The organism is Chryseobacterium sp. (genome assembly GCF_008831505.1).
Lineage (GTDB): Bacteria > Bacteroidota > Bacteroidia > Flavobacteriales > Weeksellaceae > Marnyiella.
The window spans coordinates 2,514,293-2,531,932 of the sequence record NZ_CP044507.1; the positions used below are offsets into that span (position 1 = coordinate 2,514,293).

Annotated in this window: 18 protein-coding genes; 7 read left to right on the forward strand and 11 right to left on the reverse strand. The window is 44.7% G+C overall.

Annotated elements, in window-relative coordinates; all coding sequences use genetic code 11:
- Positions 1-12: 12 nt before the first annotated feature.
- The 9 genes from miaB to F7R58_RS11845 form a co-directional block, all read right to left on the reverse strand.
- Positions 13-1,446 carry a tRNA (N6-isopentenyl adenosine(37)-C2)-methylthiotransferase MiaB gene (gene miaB / locus F7R58_RS11805; protein WP_158065110.1) on the reverse strand — a complete coding sequence of 478 codons (1,434 nt, stop codon included), beginning with the start codon at positions 1,444-1,446 and terminating at the stop codon, positions 13-15.
- Between the two features lie 89 nt (positions 1,447-1,535).
- Positions 1,536-2,327 carry an energy transducer TonB gene (locus tag F7R58_RS11810; RefSeq protein ID WP_158065111.1) on the reverse strand — a complete coding sequence of 264 codons (792 nt, stop codon included), beginning with the start codon at positions 2,325-2,327 and terminating at the stop codon, positions 1,536-1,538.
- Positions 2,328-2,401: 74 nt separating this feature from the next.
- Positions 2,402-3,118, reverse strand: coding sequence for an energy transducer TonB (locus F7R58_RS11815; RefSeq protein ID WP_158065112.1), 717 nt, complete (start codon positions 3,116-3,118; stop codon positions 2,402-2,404).
- A gap of 42 nt (positions 3,119-3,160) precedes the next feature.
- Positions 3,161-3,931: a hypothetical protein gene (locus F7R58_RS11820; protein WP_158065113.1), complete on the reverse strand. Its 771-nt coding sequence runs from the start codon at positions 3,929-3,931 to the stop codon at positions 3,161-3,163.
- Positions 3,932-3,959: 28 nt separating this feature from the next.
- A complete protein-coding gene (locus F7R58_RS11825; protein WP_158065114.1) occupies positions 3,960-4,745 on the reverse strand; it encodes an energy transducer TonB in 786 nt (261 codons plus the stop codon).
- 56 nt (positions 4,746-4,801) lie between these two features.
- Positions 4,802-5,284 carry a hypothetical protein gene (locus F7R58_RS11830; RefSeq protein ID WP_158065115.1) on the reverse strand — a complete coding sequence of 161 codons (483 nt, stop codon included), beginning with the start codon at positions 5,282-5,284 and terminating at the stop codon, positions 4,802-4,804.
- Between the two features lie 119 nt (positions 5,285-5,403).
- Positions 5,404-6,603 carry a diaminopimelate decarboxylase gene (gene lysA / locus F7R58_RS11835; protein WP_187695236.1) on the reverse strand — a complete coding sequence of 400 codons (1,200 nt, stop codon included), beginning with the start codon at positions 6,601-6,603 and terminating at the stop codon, positions 5,404-5,406.
- Between the two features lie 67 nt (positions 6,604-6,670).
- The gene (locus tag F7R58_RS11840) at positions 6,671-7,894 is read right to left on the reverse strand and encodes a PolC-type DNA polymerase III (RefSeq protein WP_158065117.1); all 1,224 of its coding nucleotides are present in this window, start codon (positions 7,892-7,894) and stop codon (positions 6,671-6,673) included.
- Between the two features lie 18 nt (positions 7,895-7,912).
- Positions 7,913-9,436: a helicase HerA-like domain-containing protein gene (locus F7R58_RS11845; RefSeq protein WP_158065118.1), complete on the reverse strand. Its 1,524-nt coding sequence runs from the start codon at positions 9,434-9,436 to the stop codon at positions 7,913-7,915.
- 253 nt (positions 9,437-9,689) lie between these two features.
- On the opposite strand from F7R58_RS11845, the gene F7R58_RS11850 reads away from it, so the two are divergent.
- From F7R58_RS11850 to F7R58_RS11870, 5 genes are all read left to right on the forward strand, one after another.
- Positions 9,690-10,133 (forward strand): hypothetical protein, encoded by a 444-nt coding sequence (locus F7R58_RS11850; protein ID WP_158065119.1) that lies wholly within the window; start codon positions 9,690-9,692, stop codon positions 10,131-10,133.
- Positions 10,134-10,168: 35 nt separating this feature from the next.
- On the forward strand, positions 10,169-10,969 hold the full coding sequence (locus tag F7R58_RS11855; protein ID WP_158065120.1) for a sulfite exporter TauE/SafE family protein: 801 nt from the start codon (positions 10,169-10,171) through the stop codon (positions 10,967-10,969).
- A 78-nt stretch (positions 10,970-11,047) separates the two neighbouring features.
- The gene (locus F7R58_RS11860) at positions 11,048-12,460 is read left to right on the forward strand and encodes an MBL fold metallo-hydrolase (protein WP_158065121.1); all 1,413 of its coding nucleotides are present in this window, start codon (positions 11,048-11,050) and stop codon (positions 12,458-12,460) included.
- A 6-nt stretch (positions 12,461-12,466) separates the two neighbouring features.
- Complete coding sequence (locus F7R58_RS11865) at positions 12,467-12,778, forward strand: hypothetical protein (RefSeq protein ID WP_158065122.1); 312 nt, start codon at positions 12,467-12,469, stop codon at positions 12,776-12,778.
- Positions 12,779-12,786: 8 nt separating this feature from the next.
- The gene (locus F7R58_RS11870) at positions 12,787-13,008 is read left to right on the forward strand and encodes a DUF3820 family protein (protein WP_158065488.1); all 222 of its coding nucleotides are present in this window, start codon (positions 12,787-12,789) and stop codon (positions 13,006-13,008) included.
- Between the two features lie 48 nt (positions 13,009-13,056).
- Here F7R58_RS11870 and F7R58_RS11875 read toward each other — a convergent pair whose 3' ends face one another.
- Positions 13,057-15,171, reverse strand: coding sequence for a prolyl oligopeptidase family serine peptidase (locus F7R58_RS11875; protein ID WP_158065123.1), 2,115 nt, complete (start codon positions 15,169-15,171; stop codon positions 13,057-13,059).
- A gap of 102 nt (positions 15,172-15,273) precedes the next feature.
- Here F7R58_RS11875 and F7R58_RS11880 point away from each other — a divergent pair, with 102 nt between their 5' ends.
- Together F7R58_RS11880 and F7R58_RS11885 are read left to right on the forward strand one after the other, a co-directional pair.
- The gene (locus tag F7R58_RS11880) at positions 15,274-15,468 is read left to right on the forward strand and encodes a hypothetical protein (RefSeq protein ID WP_158065124.1); all 195 of its coding nucleotides are present in this window, start codon (positions 15,274-15,276) and stop codon (positions 15,466-15,468) included.
- 70 nt (positions 15,469-15,538) lie between these two features.
- Positions 15,539-16,579, forward strand: coding sequence for a PA0069 family radical SAM protein (locus tag F7R58_RS11885; RefSeq protein WP_158065489.1), 1,041 nt, complete (start codon positions 15,539-15,541; stop codon positions 16,577-16,579).
- A gap of 35 nt (positions 16,580-16,614) precedes the next feature.
- Here the strand turns inward: F7R58_RS11885 and F7R58_RS11890 are convergent, their stop codons facing one another.
- Positions 16,615-17,565 (reverse strand): isopenicillin N synthase family dioxygenase, encoded by a 951-nt coding sequence (locus F7R58_RS11890; protein ID WP_158065125.1) that lies wholly within the window; start codon positions 17,563-17,565, stop codon positions 16,615-16,617.
- Between the last annotated feature and the right edge of the window lie 75 nt (positions 17,566-17,640).

Here is a 17,640-nt window from a genome sequence, read left to right on the forward strand (position 1 = left end):
GCGGGAATCTGTCTATTCGCAGGCCCCTAAAAGTGTACCCTGCGTATTTCCGTATACCAAAACGGTCACAATGTCTCCAGGTTTCTGCCCCGGTTTTTTATCGAACACACAAACTGCATTCTGGGAGTTACGGCCCTTCCATTGATTTTCATTTTTCTTGGAAACACCTTCAATAAGCACCTCATGCTCACGGCCCACATAACTCTCCATCCGCTTTCGCGAGAGTTGACCCTGCAGTGCGATCACTTCTGAAAGCCTTCTCTGCTTAACTTCTGCCGGAACATCGTCCTCCATCTTTTTATGTGCTGGAGTACCGGGCCTTTCGGAATAAGCGAACATATAACCATAATCGTATTCCACCTCTTTCATGAGTGAAAGAGTCTGCTCATGGTCGGCTTCGGTTTCACCGCAGAAACCGATAATCATGTCCTGGGAGAATGCAATTTCAGGAACAATTTCCTTTGCCTTCCTGATAAGTTCAAGATATTCCTCACGTGTATGCTGGCGGTTCATGCGCTCCAGAATCCTGTTGCTGCCGCTCTGTACAGGCAAATGAACGTATTTACAGATGTTCTTATGCTTCGCCATTACGGTGAAGACATCCATGGTCATATCATGCGGATTGGAAGTAGAGAAGCGAATACGCATCTCCGGTACCGCTACAGCTGCCATATTCAGGAGCTGTGCAAAATTGACCGCGGTAAGCTTCTGCATCTCCGTTGCATTCCTGAAGTCCTTCTTGGCTCCACCGCCATACCAGAGGTATGAATCCACATTCTGACCCAGCAGGGTAATTTCCTTATAACCGCTGTTCCAAAGTTCCTGACATTCAGAAATGATGGAGTGCGGGTCACGGCTGCGCTCCCGGCCGCGTGTGAAAGGGACAACACAGAAAGTGCACATATTGTCGCAGCCTCTTGTGATCGTTACAAATGCTGTAACACCGTTTCCGCCCAAACGGACCGGATTGATATCTGCATAGGTTTCCTCTTTCGAAAGAATGACGTTTATGGCGTCGCGTCCTCCTTCTGTTTCCTTCAGGAGATTGGGAAGGTCGCGGTAAGCGTCCGGGCCCACCACCAGATCTACCAGTTGCTCTTCCTCCAAAAATTTAGTTTTCAGCCGTTCTGCCATGCAGCCAAGCACCCCTACTGTTAAACCGGGTTTGGCTTTTTTAAGGTTTTTGAACTGCGAAAGGCGCATCCTTACCGTTTGCTCGGCTTTTTCGCGAATGGAACAGGTATTCAGCAGAATAAGATCTGCCTCATCCTGGTTTAGTGTCGTGTTATAACCCTGCTCATTCAGGATGGAGGCTACAATCTCTGAATCAGAGAAATTCATCTGGCAACCGTAACTTTCCAAAAAGAGTTTCTTGGAATTGCTGGGTTTTTCGGCTATGGCAAAGGCTTCGCCCTGCTTTGTTTCGTCTATATATTTATCCTGCACAGTAGTCGTTATTAGATTAAATTCAGGTAAAGCGCTGAATTCACTTCAATTAAAGTGCAAAGATAAGAATTATTGTGACAGAATGGCAGCTAGAAAGTAGATCTGTGCATGCCGCGCTGAAACATGGGATTGATATGAGGCTGATTTTGCGGAGCTTCACTTTCACGCGCAAACTCCAATTTAATTGGGAGTCGGAACCGAGCGCGGACCGGCAAACCGTTGAATGTAGCAGGCACCCATTTGGCTTTGATCTTGTCTATAGCCCGGTGCGCTTCTTTTATCAGCTGCTTATCATTGCCGGCGATATTTACATCTTCAATTATGCCTTGCTGATTTACCACAAAACCTATTTCAATAGAAACTGCGCGACCACCTCTTCCTATGGCAGATAGATCGAAATGATTTGCAAACTCCCTTCTGAAGGCCCGAATCCCACCGGGAAACTCTGCATTAGTAGGCGATTTAATCACTAACCCATCCACGTAATTCTCAAATAAAACGCTGGGTAAAAAAGGAATTTTGGCAATAGCCTGTACCGGCTGGCCCTGTACAGATGCGGGCTTCCAATTCTTTAGATGCGGGAGAACCTTTCTAAACATGTCGTAGGCACACTTATTGGCCTCTATAGTTGCGGAGTCAAAATCTTTAACAAAACGAACCTTAGAATTTTCTGTAATTAGGACGGAAGCTTCATAACTTTCAGACTCTGAACAGTTAGTGAATTTCTGATCCTTCAATATCTGGTGCATTTCCCTATATAACTGAGGTTTCCCACCAGAGTAATAATCCTGATCCTGAGGAAATTCAAAAATTGAAGGCTGTTCCTGCGCCACAACATTGGAAAACAAAACAACAGCTATAAGAAGTAAATAGTTATTCATAGTAAAAGTTTTTGTACAAAAAAATTACAAGCTAAGACTGAAAATTATTCCTGATAGTTTTTTACCTATAAATTTTAGCGAAACCGCATGGATATTGGTAGCCGCATGCTTGCTTTAACAGCTTTACCGTTCACCTCCGCCGGTTTCCACCGCATAGTTATCCGTTGAACTGCAGCTACTGCAGCTACAGCCAAATCCCAGTTGTGATCTCCTGTTACTTTGATATTCTCCATTTTACCCAACTCATTAACATCAAAGGAAACCTGAATCGATATTGTCTTGGCATCTGAATCTACTGACTTTGTATTAAAGTTTTTTCCAAACTCTTTCTGAAAGGCGGCAAATCCGCCGGGAAATTCCGGTTGCTTAGTAAATTCGTTTGGATGAAACCTTTTCTCTTCAAAATGATCTGCCGGAATAAACCGCACCTCTGCAATGGCAGCTGTGGGCTTCCCGCCAACTTCCGCTGGCACCCAACCTTTTAAATGTGGCAGGACTTTGCGGAACATATCGTACGCACATTTGTTTCGGGCAACGTTGGCGCTATCAAAATCCTTCACGAAAAACGCGGTGCCATCCTCCCGGACAAGAACCGAAGCTGTATAAGACTGGTCATCTTCGCATGGCTGCAAATTGTAATCTTTCAGCAGCTTTTGGATTTCATCATCCAACATTGTTTTGCCGCCACGATAGAATTCCTGTTCCGAAGGGGAGATTACGTAATCAGCCAGGCCCTGTGCATTAACTTTTACAAAAAGGCTGAGAATAGAAAAAAGAAAAATTTTACGCATCAGATAAAAGTCTTAAATAACAAAAAGGTCATCTTGGTTTGCCTAGCGGATCTTTTGAAACAATCTATAATTGTCCCAGTGAAAGTTTGGACTACGGCTGTAACGAAAGTTCTTTTTTCGGGAATCCATCGGCACTATCACAACCCACTCGAAGGGCATGCTGTTCATTGTTGCTGGCGCCCAGTCGCCGGGAATATTTTTCAGTTTAGATGCAGCTTTGTGGATACTATTTGCGTCCGTACCTCCATACACCAACGCAGCATCCGTAAGTTGTCCCTTATCACTTATCAAAAAAACAACAGCAAGCGGTTCATCGGTATTTCGCAGAATATCATTGGTCAGCACCAGAGATATCTTTTTGTTTAATACCTCCAGGCCATCCGAAAAAGTAGCCGGTGTGAACACGTTTTCCGCCGGATTAAGTTTTGAGTATGAAATAAAAAATGGCTGTACAGTAAATTTTGCGATGGCTTTCACCCTACTTCCATCTACAACAGCCGGCATCCAGCCCTTTAGGTGCGGAAGCAATGCTTTGCTGAAGTTATAGGCACATTTATTCGCAGCAATGGTTAGTGAGTCTTCATCTTTAACAAGATTAATTTTTCCATCCGGATAAACCAGCACAGACGGAGAGTACACTTCCTTGCGGTCCTTACATCTGGGAATATTGTGTTTTGCAGCAATATTGATCATTTCTGCTGTAAGCGCGGATTGGCCACCTTCATAAAAATGCTGTCCGGAAGGATACCTTGCGTGTACCTGTGCGAACAGCTGTAGCTGCCCGGCTGCCAAAAAGAATATAAATATAGCCAAAAAGCTGCGGTTTTTATAAATACTCATATCAGAAACCCCGGTAATCTGGCATACTTCTATGTTCACTCTCTCTCTCCATATCAAAATTAAAATCCTGCTGAAAGTTCATCAACAACGTGTATCGAACGGGAATTCCATTAACCGATCCGGGCCGCCAAACCCCTTTAATCGATTTTATTGCGGCTGCTAATTTATTATTGTTGATTTCGGACAACTGCGTATTTCTGATCTGTACGTCATCAATTTTCCCATCAGGAGAAATCACAACCGCAAGTTCAACCTTTCTCCGGTCTACATTATAAGCCAGGGAACTCTCCAGAATATGCTTTACCTGAGAATGGAAATTACCGTTACCTTTTTTATAATTCGGCTCTATAATAATATCCGGCGTCACTTTTCTGGTTTCACTAAATATAACATTCGGTACAATGTTCACCATCGCCACAGCCTTAACCGGCTTTCCGTCCACCGTAGCAGCTCTCCAACCCTTCAGATGGGGGAAAAGTTTTCTGCTCATTTCGTAAGCGCACTTATTTCTTTGGATGTTCAACGTGTCAAAGTCTTTTATGAAACGGGCGCGTCCATCAGGATTTACGAGCACTGCCATTGGGTAACGCTCCCCTGTTTCCGCGCAGGGCTTCAGACTTTGAGCCCTTGCGATCTCCTTCAGTTCTTCATTCAACCGGTTTAATCCACCATCATAAAATCCCTGGCCATAGGGGTATTTTTCCAGTATCTGTGCGGCGGTAATTACAGGAAAAAGGAAGACGAGGCTACAAAGGAGTGCAGATAGACAGCGAAAGCGGAAAACCATACTAAAAGTTTTTATTGGCAGATTGCATTGCGCAATAGTACAACATTTAGTTTAGATTACATATCAAAACTGTCTGTCCGGAAATTAATTTTTTGGCGTATGCGGGAATCCACAGGTATTCCATTGCAGGTTGCGGGCGTCCAGGAAGGGTTCATATTCCTTAAAGCTAGTTCCACATCACGTTCCAGAAGATGTCCGTTGGTAACTTCAGGTTTTAACTGAAAACGCTGCAGCGAACCGTTTTTTCCTATAAAGAGAATAAGCTCAAAGGTGCCGTTTACGGTGTAAAGACCTGTATCCAGAAATCCTTTCATCTGCCGGCTGATATTCTGCTTGAAAATACTTTCACCACCGGTAAACCGGGCATAGACCGGCGAGCCGCACTTCAGGCGGTAATACTCCGTGGGATGATCAAGCTCATAGGAGATGGCAACACGAACAAATTCTTCAGAATTTTCAGAAATCTCGCTGTCCTCAATCAGGGTTTGCGCCTGCACAAAAGCACCAGTAAACAACAGAATGAATATAAGACGCATCATGATGTTAAATTTTTACAAAGTTAAGGCATAATAGAGATCTGTGCTGCTTATTTTTAAAATCAATAACACACGAGATATTTTCCAAAAACGCGGCACGCCACTTCGGCAAGAGTTACCATCTACAGTACCTCGATCTGGTTGCGCAGCAAGTCCTCAAATTCATCCCGCTTTCTGATCAGATGCGCTTTACCGTCCATAAAAAGTACTTCGGCGGGTTTCAAACGGGAATTGAAGTTGGAGCTCATCTCAAAACCGTAAGCTCCGGCATTTCTGAACACAAGCACATCACTTTCCCGCACTTCGTTAAGTTTGCGGTCCCAGGCGAAGGTATCCGTTTCACAAATATTGCCGACTACAGTGTAAATGCGCTGTGCGCCTTTAGGATTGCTGAGATTTTCGATATGGTGATAGGAATCATAGAACATGGGCCTTATCAGATGATTGAAGCCTGAGTTGATACCACAGAATACAGTTGCTGTGGTTTGCTTGATCACATTGGCCTTTACCAGAAAATGACCACTGTTTCCCACCAGAAACTTCCCGGGTTCAAACCACAGCTGGAATTTCTTGCCGGTCTCCTTCTGATAAACCGAAAGCGCTTTCTCCACCTTTTTCCCCAGAGTCTTCACATCTGTTTCCAGATCACCTTCCTGATAGGGAATTTTGAAACCACTGCCCATGTCCAGATATTTCAGGTCCGGGAAATGTTCCGCAAGTTCAAACATGATTTCCAGACCCTGCAGGAATACATCCGGGTCTTTGATCTCACTTCCGGTATGCATATGAAGCCCCTCAACCAAAAGATTCGTGGATTTCATTACCCGCTCAATATGCCTGAGCTGATGGATGGAGATTCCGAACTTGGAATCAATATGTCCGGTTGAGATCTTATGGTTTCCGCCTGCATAAATGTGCGGATTGATCCTTATAAAAATTGGATAAGAAGATCCATATCTGTTGCCAAACTGCTCCAGAATGGAGATGTTGTCTATATTGATATGCACCTTAAGTTCCATTGCATCTTCAATTTCCTTCAGGTCTACGCAGTTGGGCGTAAACAGAATACGGTTATGAGTGAAGCCTGCACGCAACCCCAGTTTCACTTCATTTATTGATACACAGTCCAAACCCGCACCCAGTTTTTCAATATATTTAAGGATATTGATGTTGGTTAGCGCCTTGGCGGCATAAAAAAAACGGGTATGTCGGTGGAATGATGAAGTAAGTTTTTCGTACTGAATTTTTATACTTTCCGCATCATACACATATACCGGGGTTCCGTACTGTTCTGCAATCTTAAGCAAGTCTTTGTCTGTCATTATTTTATTTCGTCTTTATTGAATATATGCAGCCCATCATATACGTGGGCAACACTCTAACTTCGGCTTATGCCGGTACCTCCTGAATCTCGCAGTCACCTTTCAGCAGCAGGAGCCGGAGATCATTCTGCAGATCACCGGTAGGCTTGGAAAGGTCAATCTTAATCTTAGAAATCTTGCTCCAGGTCTGAATCTGCGTATAGAGATCATAAAAACCATAGGAGGTTATTTTTCCTTCTTTCAGGATAATAAATGCCTTTTCGCCGCGGGTACGGCCTTCGCAAATCCACATTTCGCTTCGGTCCTGAAGAGACAACAGTTTTATTAATTCGTCTGCATTCTGAAACTCCTCACGGGATTTAATAAAACTCGCCACTTTAAGACCCTGTGTAAAAGATTTAAACCTTAGAATGGGCAAACTTTCTTCCCGGGGATTAATTTTCTCCACCACGTATTTTCCGTTCCGGAAGAAAAGACCAAATGGAAGACTTTCTTTCCTGTACAGTCCTTTGGTGCGCATCATGAGCCTCGCCAGCACATCATTTCCGGTAAGCTCGTAATGAATCTGTTTTACATCGTCCTGAATCTGTTTCCATTTTTTCAGCTTGGAGATGAAAACACTTTTCGCAAATTTGCGAAGGTCATCTGTAAAATCGGAATAGATGATTTTCCCGTCTTCATTCTGAAAATATATAATTCCTCTTTCTGAAGGCAAATCCTGAGTAAGGTCGCGGATTTTGTTCAGATAGGTATCTGCATTAAGGTGCTCATGCTGCTGCTGAATGATTTCGGAATCTTTATCCTTGATAATCAGAAGCTTAAAAAGGTCTAATGTAGCTCTGGCATCACCTGCTGCACGGTGATGGTCTACTAACGGAATTCCGAGTGATTTTACCAGTTTTCCCAGCGAATAACTCTCGGCTTCCGGAATTAATTTTTTAGCTAAAGGGATGGTATCCAGTGTGTTGATACGATAGTCATAACCCAGGCGTTTAAACTCCTGTCTCAGCATACGGTAGTCGAATTCGATATTGTGTCCAACAAGCGTTGTACCGGCTGTCATTTCAACCACCCTTTTGGCAATTTCATGAAAACGCGGTGCTGTACGCACCATTTTGGGTGTAATACCGGTAAGTTTCTGTACAAAAGGCGTTATATCACTGTCCGGATTAACTAGGGACATGAACTGATCCACAATTTCGTGTCCGTCATACTTATAGACCGCGATCTCAATGATGCTCTCTTTCCGGAATCCGGCGCCGTTACTTTCTATGTCTATTACTGAATACATTTCTAAAATTTCCCTGTCTTATCTTCTCCGTTTCAGCCCGAACATCCCCAGGATCGCCCGGGCACCTTCGCGCATCAGCGTATTTGTGAACGTTCGGCCGGCACTGGACTTCATTACTGTTTCAAACATTCCCGGCTCTTCCTTCACCGGCTTTGCCTTCTGCCCCGGCACGGCTTCTGCAACGGCCTGCTCCATCCGCGAGGTAAGCATCTCGTATGCTGAATCTTTGTTTACGGACTGCTCATATTTAGCCACCAATGCAGAGCGGGAGGTCAGTTCAGCAACCTCAGCATCTGTCAACACATCCATGCGGCTTTCCGGTGAGATCAGATAGGTATGGACCAAAGGAGTAGGAATCCCTTTTTCGTCCAGTGCTGTAACAAAAGCCTCGCCAATACCCAGATTCTGAATCAGCTGGCCGGCGTCATAAAATTCAGTAATCGGGTAATTCTCCACCGCCTTATTGATTTCCTTTCTGTCTTTTGCCGTAAAACCCCGCAAAGCATGCTGAATTTTAAGCCCCAACTGACTAAGCACGTTTTCCGGCACATCGCCCGGAATCTGTGTGATAAAGTAGATTCCGACACCTTTGGAACGGATCAGCTTCACCATAGTTTCAATCTGATTAAGCAGCGTTTTGGACGCTTCCTTGAAGATTAAATGTGCTTCATCAATGAACAAGACCAGTTTGGGTTTACCGGTATCGCCTTCTTCCGGAAAAGTAAGATATATCTCGGCAAAAAGTGACAGCATAAATGTTGAAAAAAGCTGGGGCTGGCTTTGGATGTTTCCCACACGCAGGATATTTACTACCCCTTTACCATTCTTTTTATGCAGCAAATCCTCTACATCAAAACTCGGTTCGCCAAAAAACTCTGCCGCACCCTGCTGCTCCATGGCAACAATGGACCGCAGGATTGCACCTAACGAGGCCGAAGAAACTGAACCGTAGTTATTAGAAATATCGGCCTTACCCTGAGGCGTATCGGTTACATATTTGAGCACCTTCTTAAGGTCTTCAAGATCAATTAAAGGCAGGCCTTTATCATCACAGTACTTAAAAACGATGGACATAATACCCGTTTGGGTTTCATTGAGGTCCAGTATTTTTGAAAGCAGCAGGGGTCCGAACTCCGTAACCGTGGCCCGTAGCTTCACTCCCTGCTCCCCGGAAATGGTCATCAGTTCTACGGGAAAATCCTGCGCATTCCAGCTAAGTCCTGTCTTGGCATAACGCTCTTCTATTATGGCATTTCTCTCGCCGGCGCGGGAAATCCCTGAAAAATCACCTTTAATATCGAGTACAAGTGACGGGATTCCGGCATGTGAAAGCTGCTCGGCGAACACCTGTACCGTCTTGGTTTTACCTGTGCCGGTAGCACCGGCTATAAGTCCGTGGCGGTTAATGGTCTTCAGAGGCAGCATTACATCCACTTCTTTTACCACTTCGCCATCCAGGATCCCCTTTCCCAGGATAATATGTTCTCCTTTGGGTACATAGCGCGCATTAAGGTCCTGTATAAATTTTGCCCGGTTATCCATAGTTTGTGAATTGAATTGTTAAAGGTAATTTTTTTTGAATGAAAATTAAAATGCTGTGCCGTGCAGGGCCGGCGCAATGTGTTTAATATGGAACAACGCTTAAAAGAGACAAATAATACGCAAAAGGTGTGCATGAAAATCTAGTTACAAAAAACCTGATAAAATGCATAAATAAGGTCAATTTTTATGGTGAGCTATTAGTTATTAAACATCTTTATTTCCCTATATTTGGTACATTTATAAACCAAGAGTAATGAAAAGAGAAGAGATACTCTCCAGAATTCTGGAAGAGCAGTACAAGGTAATTTCGAACCTGCAAAATTCTGTAAACCTGTATAAGAAAGAATCGGATAAGGATGAGGACGATACTTCTGACCCCGACGATTATGCCCGTCAAACTGAAGCAAAAGACATGCAGCTGAGATTTGAGAAAATGCTCAATAAAGAAAAGGCTGATCTGAACTTTGTACTTGGTGAAAAAGATAAGAATTATGCTGTGGCCGAACATGGAGCACTGGTTGAAACTGAAAACAACTATTTTTTCCTGGGTGTGGCCTTACCTGCATTTAAGTATAATGATAAAGATGTTTACTGCATCTCTCCGGAAGCACCTATCTACGCTAAAATAAGAGGAAAAAAGCAGGGTGACTCCCTTCAGATGGGTGACCGCACCCTTGAAATAATCGGCATCTCCTAATTCCAAATTACAGAAAAACATTAAAAATTATCATCATGCACGTTCTGGGGTATTTCTTTGCAATCGTTATTGGGCTCGTTATGGGCCTCATAGGCGGTGGCGGAAGCATCCTGAGCGTGCCCGTTTTTGCCTATATCTTTAAAATTGACGCCATAACAGCCACTACGCTGTCGCTTTTTGTTGTAGGAGTCACCAGTTCAGCAGGTTCTGTGGGCTTCCTCAGACAGGGCAGCATCAATTTTAAGACTGCATTTATGTTTGGCCTGCCTTCCGTCCTGGGGATTCTTTTCTCCCGGCGCGTGGTACTGCCGCATCTGCCGCCATTTATTATCAACCGCTGGGGCATCACCATTACAAAAGAGATGTTCATCCTGGTACTCTTCGCGTTACTGATGCTGATTTCAGCCTTTAAAATGATCAGCAAAACAGACCGGCAGCGCATCAGGAAATCAGAAGATGTAAATTACACCCTGCTTATCTCACAGGGGCTGCTGGTAGGAATCATTACCGGATTCATAGGTGCAGGCGGCGGATTTCTGATTGTGCCGGCCCTGGTCATGCTTCTGGGCGTGTCTATGAAACAGGCAGTTGCGACTTCACTTTTCATCATCGCAATCAATTCAATGATTGGCTTCGTATCATCGCTGGATAAAGTGGATGTTGACTGGCCTTTTCTGCTCTTATTCAGTGCACTGTCCGTGTTGGGTATTCTTATAGGAGTTCAGCTGGCGAAACGCATTGAAGGCCGTAAACTCCGGCCGCTGTTCGGCTGGTTTGTCCTGGCGATGGCGGTCTTCATCATCCTGAATGAACTTTTTCTGAAGCAGATTGTATGATAAAAGTAAGCACATCTGGTGAGGCAGCAACATATAAAACTAAAACACCGAAATTTGCAACCATCAATTTATAAAAAAATGAAGATAGAACAGATATATACAGGATGCCTGGCACAGGGAGCATATTATATTGTTTCCGGCAAGGAAGCCGCGATAATAGATCCATTGCGCGAAGTGCAGCCCTACCTGGACCGTCTGGAAAAAGACGGAGTTACATTGAAATACATTTTTGAAACCCACTTCCACGCCGATTTTGTTTCCGGACATCTGGACCTGAGCAGAAAGACCGGCGCTCCCATTATTTTCGGACCTAATGCCGAGGCGGAGTTTGAAACCATCATTGCGGAAGACGGTGAAATTTTCAACATCGGCGATATTCTGATAAAAGCCCTCCACACTCCAGGGCACACGCTTGAAAGCACGACCTACCTACTGCTTGACGAAAAAGGCAGTGAGCACGCCATATTTTCCGGCGACACTCTTTTTTTAGGCGATGTTGGAAGGCCGGACCTTGCACAGAAGTCTGCCAACATGACTCAGGAGGAACTGGCCGGGATGCTGTACGACAGCCTTCAAAGCAAAATACTTCCGCTGCCTGATGAAATCACGGTTTATCCAGCTCATGGTGCGGGTTCTGCGTGCGGAAAGAATATGCAGAAGGAAACTGTGGACACGCTCGGAAATCAGAGAAGGACCAACTATGCCCTGCTGCAGCCTGACCGGGAATCCTTTATTGAGGCGGTCCTGGATGGACTTCCTGCCCCGCCGAAATACTTCGGAATGAACGTAGCTATGAATAAAGGCGGATATGAAAGTTTTGAAGAAGTGATGAACAATGGTATGAAACCCATTGCACCGCAGGATTTTGAATCTGTTGTGGAACAGACGGGAGCCCTTATTCTGGATACCAGAAGTGCAGCCGATTTTCATCAGGGTTTTGTACCCAACTCAGTCAATATCGGCCTGAAAGGAGATTTTGCGCCATGGGTAGGTGCAATGATCGTTGATGTAAAGCAGGCCATTGCCCTGGTGTGTGAGCCCGGCACTGAGGAAGAGGCCATCACGCGGCTGTCACGTGTCGGATTCGACAAAGTAATCGGTTATCTGGAAGGAGGTTTTGAAAAATGGAAAGCTGAGGGACTGGAGACCGATAGTGTCAACCGTATTACTCCGGAGGAATTTGCCGGGCGGTTTTCAAAGGATGCGAAAGTGATTGACGTACGTAAGGAAGCCGAATTTGCGGCAGAACACATTGAAGATGCCTATAATGCACCTCTGGATGGAATTGCCGGATGGGCTGGTAGCCTCGCCGAAGAGGAGGGTCATTTCTTCCTGCACTGTGCCGGTGGTTACCGAAGCATGATTGCAGCCAGCATCCTGAATTCCCGGGGAATACGCAATTTTACCGAAATAGCAGGCGGTTTTAACGGGATAAAGAAAACCTCCATACCGACTTCTAATTATATCTGCCAAAGCAAGACCTTAAAATAAAAAGTGATGAATATCTTAAAATACACCGATTTCCTGCTGCACAAGCCTTCTGTCTTCCAGATCAAGAAAACAGATCACATCCAGCAGTTTGCAGTGGCTCTGGGACAGGAAACCGTTCTTGAAAAACACACCACCGCTGTTCCCGCCACACTTGTGGTACTGAAAGGAGCTTTAAAATTTAATCTGCCGGACCTGCAGCTGGACCTGCAGGAACTTGACGTTTATGAGATTCCTGTGGATGTGGAACACAGTGTACAGGGGATGATGGAGAAAAACCTCTTTCTGATTACGAAGGAACTCAATCCCGACAGCGAATGACAGACGGACTGAACTCACAGATCCTGGTAGAGATATGTACGGACAAGATGCCCTTTGGCAAATACAAAGGTGTCACCATCGCCGATTTGCCCATTTCCTATCTGGAATGGTTTCAGGGCCAGGGAATGCCACCAGGAAAGTTGGGAATGCAACTTTCGACGATTTATGAGATAAAACTGAACGGACTTACAGAACTTCTGATCCCAATTAAAAAAAGGTTGAGAGGTTAACCTAACGAACTTAATAAAATAGGCTTTCACACCGGAAGCCTATTATTTTTACTTATTTATTTCGCGGAAACCCATTTCATAAAGGGCAAAACTCAAGAGGTCGGTATTCTCAGCAATCACCTGATCCGTACTCCGGCCGGCACCATGACCGGCATTGACCTCGATACGTACCAAAACAGGATTCGCGCAGGACTGTTTTTCCTGAAGTTCCGCTCCAAATTTAAAGGAATGCGCAGGAACTACCCTATCATCATGGTCGCTTGTAATGATCATTGTGGAAGGATAGCAAACTCCTTTTCTTACATTATGTACCGGTGAGTAGGACTTCAGATACTCAAACATCTCTCTGGAGTCTTCGGCAGTACCGTAATCGTAGCTCCAGCCAGCGCCGGCGGTAAATTTGTTATACCTCAGCATGTCCAGCACACCAACCCCCGGGAAAGTTACTTTGGCCAGATCCGGACGCATAGTCATTACAGCGCCTACAAGCAGACCACCGTTGGATCTTCCCGACAAAGCCATATATTCCGGCGATGTGTAACCTTTCTGTTGAAGGTATTCACCAGCAGCGATGAAGTCATCAAAAACATTCTTTTTCTGCATTTTGGTGCCTGCATCATGCCATTTCTTACCGTATTCGCCGCCGCCACGGATATTGGGCACTGCGTAGATACCACCGTTGTCCATCCAGACCGCATTCACCACAGAGAAAGCCGGCTGCAGGCTGATGTTAAAACCTCCGTATGAATATAATATGGTCGGATTTTTACCATCGAGCTTAGTGCCTTTACGGTAATTGATCATCATCGGTATACGTGTGCCGTCCTTGCTTGTGTAAAATACCTGTTCCGAGACATAGTCCGCCGGATTAAATTTCACATTTGGCTTCTGATACACCTCCGACTTGCCGGTTTTCGGATCGAATTTGTAAATGGTTCCGGGAGTGATGTAGTTGGTGAAGGAATAATAAACTTCAGCAGCTTCATCCTTGCCTCCAAATCCTACTGCGGTACCAATTCCAGGCAATTCTACGGTCCGGATCAGTTTTCCGTCATAATCAAACTGCTTTACAGACGTAACCGCATCTTTCATATAGCGAGCAAAAATATAACCAGCACCGGTGGAGACACTCAGCACATTGTCGGATTCAGGAATTACATCCGTCCACACGTCCGGTTTGTCTATATGGAACTTCACAAGCCGCATGTTCGGTGCGTTTTTATCCGTAAGGGCATAGATCCAGTCACCTTTGGAGTCTATGAAGTCCGTATTGTAGTCGTAGCCTTTCTGTACAGCGACAAAATCCTTATGTTTTTTCGGATCTTTGATATAAAGCTCGTTACCGTTCGTTGCTTCTGAAGCGCTCAGAACCTGGAAACGCCCGTCATCGGAAACCCCGACACCCATATATCTTCTTTTAAAGGACGGCCCGCCAATCACCAGCCGATCCGCACTTTGCCTGGTTCCAAGTTTATGAAAGTACACTTTGTGAGTGTCGGTTTGCGCAGAAAGTTCGCTGCCTTTCGGTTTATCATAACTTGAGTAAAAGAATCCCTCATCACCCAGCCAGCTGGCACCGGAAAATTTAACATCAACGATAGTTTCATCGATGATCTCTTTGGTAAGGGCGTTCATAATGATGATCTTATTCCAGTCACTGCCCCCTTCGGAAATGGAATAGGCTACCAGATTTCCCTTCTTGTTAAAGGAAACACCGGCCAGGGAAGTGGTTCCCTTCTCCGAAAATTTATTTGGATCCAGAAAAACTTCAGTTTTGCCGTTGCGGTCTGTACGGTAAAGTACCGACTGAGCCTGCAGACCGTCATTCTTATAAAAATAGGTATAGTCTCCTTCTTTAAAAGGTGCGCCGATTTTCTCGTAGTTCCAAAGATCCTTCAATTGTGTGCGGATCTGCTCACGAAAACCGATTCTTGAAAGATAGTCCTGGGTGAACTTTACTTCGCGCTGTACCCAATCTTTGGTATCTTCGGCACGGTCGTCTTCCAGCCAGCGATAGGGATCGGCCACTTCCGTTCCGAAATAACTATCTGTATGTGAAACCTTCCTGGTTTCAGGATATTTAAGAGGCTTGTTCATTGTTTGAGTGGCGCACGAAGCCAGGAATACTACGGCGGCAGACTGTATAACAGCTTTAATTTTCATACGTTTACTTTTTTCAAATTTAGCAAAATTTAACTGGTTGTTAATGTCAGAACATTTTAAAAGGTACAGGATTTGCTCGTGAATTTTAAATATTTGATCAGTATGAAAACAGGAACGGGGATTATTTTGGCCGGAACCGTCGGAATTATTATAGGTTTGGGAATTTACGGATTCCGCAGGATGATGCGTAAGAAAGGCAGAGAATATGATGATTATTACTCTGATTTTCATCGCCATTTTGACAAAAGATATCGGGATGAGGCACACCATGGTGTAGAATATCTCTCTGCGCTTTAGCATCGTATTCATAGTAAAGTACAGATCCTGTTATAAAGCAGGATTTTCGTTTTTGTCAAAGATAGAGTTTATGGATGGTAATTTCAGGAAAGGCCAGGGAGCTCAGCGCAACGAATTAAACCGGTTCGAAAGATATACTTATGAGCCGGAAGACGACTTTGAAGAGAATGTAAAAGTTACATTCACAGAAGTATTTCCGAAAACAGTAGTTAACAAAATCACCAGTCCGGACCTTTTCATGGAATATTCCCTAAACCCGTATCAGGGTTGCGAACATGGCTGCTCTTACTGTTTTGCCCGCCCCACTCATGAATTTTGGGGTTACTCTGCAGGTACCGATTTTGAAAGGAAAATAATGGTGAAGAAAAATGCACCGGAACTTCTTGAGAAATTCTTCAGAAAAAGAAATTATACTCCCAAAACCCTGTCGCTGTCCGGAAACACAGACTGCTACCAGCCTGCTGAAAGAAAATTTGAGATTACCCGGAAAATCCTGCAGCTGTGTCTGGATTACAGACATCCGGTAAGCATACTCACCAAGAATGCACTGGTCCTGCGGGATCTGGATCTCCTGACCCAACTCGCGGAAAAAAATCTGGTATCTGTTTCTTTCAGCATTCCCACCGTTAACGAAGAAATCCGCCGTAAGATGGAACCCCGGACCTCCTCGGTAAGCAATAAACTGAAAGCCATACAGGTGCTTTCTGAAAACAATATTCCCACGGGTGTGATGGTTGCTCCGGTAATTCCCGGCCTAACTAGTGATGAGAGCCTGAGCATCCTGAAAGCCGTGTCCGAAGCGGGTGCGAAGAGTTTCGGATACATCATTGTACGGCTTAATGATACCGTGGAGCCTGTGTTCATTAACTGGATCAATGCTGCTTTCCCGGAGCGTGCGCAGAAAGTCCTCAATTTAATCCGGTCTATGCGTGGTGGAAAACTGGGAGAGAAAAGATTCCATGAACGGTATAAGGGCGAAGGAAATATTGCAGAGATGATTCACAACACTTTCGCATTGGGCGAAAGGAAATATTTTCCCAATCAGGAAAGGCGGCAACTTTCTACGGAGCATTTCACCGGTTCGCGTGACCAGCAACTGCGCTTATTTTAAAAGTAAAAGGCGAACTTTCGTCCGCCCTGTTGTCCTTATATCTTAATCAGACCCAGTTCTACTAGTCTCTCGTGCAGAAATTCGCCCGCTGTTGTATCCTCATAGAGTTTAGGATGATCTTCATCAACCGTATTTTCCAGCGCGTTAAGCGGCATTTCGCTTACCGGATGCATGAAGAACGGTATGGAGTAACGGGAAGTGCCCCAAAGCTCACGCGGCGGGTTCACCACCTGGTGAATGGTTGATTTCAGCTTATTATTGGTAAGCCTGGACAGCATATCGCCCACGTTAATCATAAGTTCGTCCGGTTCAGCAATGGCATCTACCCATTCGCCGTCATGATTCATTACCTGAAGTCCTTTGCCCTGTGCTCCCATCAGCAGGGTAATGAGGTTAATGTCGCCATGGGCTGCCGCTCGGACAGCATTATCCGGCTCTTCAGTAATTGGCGGATAATGGATAGGTCTCAGGATTGAGTTTCCTTCCTTAACAAACCTGTCAAAATAGAATTCATCCAGACCGAGATGCAGTGCCAGTGCCCGTAAAACATAAATTCCGGTTTTTTCCAGCATCTTGTACGCCTCCTTACCTACTTTATTGAATTCAGGAATTTCAGCTACCTCCACATTATCCGGATAAACAGATGCATATTCAGATCCGTCTTCAAGGTACTGCCCAAAATGCCAGAATTCCTTCAGATCACCTTTCTTGAACCCTTTTGCAGTTTCTTTTCCGAAACCTACATAGCCGCGCTGGCCGCCGATTCCCGGAATTTCGTACTTCTGCTTGGACTCCACGGGTAAATCAAAGAAATTTTTAACCTCTTCATAAAGATTCTTTACGAGTTTGTCATCCAGGAAATGGCCCTTCAGGGCTACAAAACCGATTTCTTCGTATGCTTTTCCGATTTCATTTACAAATTTCTGCTTGCGTTCCGGGTCACCCGAAAGGAAATCACGCAAATCCACACTGGGAATCTGTTTCATAGATTTTATATTAAGTATGAACTGCAAATTTAGAAGAATTTAAAATATTAAGATTTAATTATCAGTAAATTTGCG

Coding starts and splice junctions, on each gene's coding strand:
- F7R58_RS11815 (WP_158065112.1), bottom strand. CDS start 3,118: ATGCGTAAAATTTTTCTTTTTTCTATTCTCAGCCTTTTTGTAAAAGTT.
- F7R58_RS11810 (WP_158065111.1), bottom strand. CDS start 2,327: ATGAATAACTATTTACTTCTTATAGCTGTTGTTTTGTTTTCCAATGTT.
- lysA (WP_187695236.1), bottom strand. CDS start 6,603: ATGACAGACAAAGACTTGCTTAAGATTGCAGAACAGTACGGAACCCCG.
- F7R58_RS11885 (WP_158065489.1), top strand. CDS start 15,539: ATGGATGGTAATTTCAGGAAAGGCCAGGGAGCTCAGCGCAACGAATTA.
- F7R58_RS11890 (WP_158065125.1), bottom strand. CDS start 17,565: ATGAAACAGATTCCCAGTGTGGATTTGCGTGATTTCCTTTCGGGTGAC.
- F7R58_RS11830 (WP_158065115.1), bottom strand. CDS start 5,284: ATGATGCGTCTTATATTCATTCTGTTGTTTACTGGTGCTTTTGTGCAG.
- F7R58_RS11875 (WP_158065123.1), bottom strand. CDS start 15,171: ATGAAAATTAAAGCTGTTATACAGTCTGCCGCCGTAGTATTCCTGGCT.
- F7R58_RS11845 (WP_158065118.1), bottom strand. CDS start 9,436: ATGGATAACCGGGCAAAATTTATACAGGACCTTAATGCGCGCTATGTA.
- F7R58_RS11855 (WP_158065120.1), top strand. CDS start 10,169: ATGCACGTTCTGGGGTATTTCTTTGCAATCGTTATTGGGCTCGTTATG.
- F7R58_RS11860 (WP_158065121.1), top strand. CDS start 11,048: ATGAAGATAGAACAGATATATACAGGATGCCTGGCACAGGGAGCATAT.
- F7R58_RS11880 (WP_158065124.1), top strand. CDS start 15,274: ATGAAAACAGGAACGGGGATTATTTTGGCCGGAACCGTCGGAATTATT.
- F7R58_RS11825 (WP_158065114.1), bottom strand. CDS start 4,745: ATGGTTTTCCGCTTTCGCTGTCTATCTGCACTCCTTTGTAGCCTCGTC.
- F7R58_RS11840 (WP_158065117.1), bottom strand. CDS start 7,894: ATGTATTCAGTAATAGACATAGAAAGTAACGGCGCCGGATTCCGGAAA.
- F7R58_RS11850 (WP_158065119.1), top strand. CDS start 9,690: ATGAAAAGAGAAGAGATACTCTCCAGAATTCTGGAAGAGCAGTACAAG.
- F7R58_RS11865 (WP_158065122.1), top strand. CDS start 12,467: ATGAATATCTTAAAATACACCGATTTCCTGCTGCACAAGCCTTCTGTC.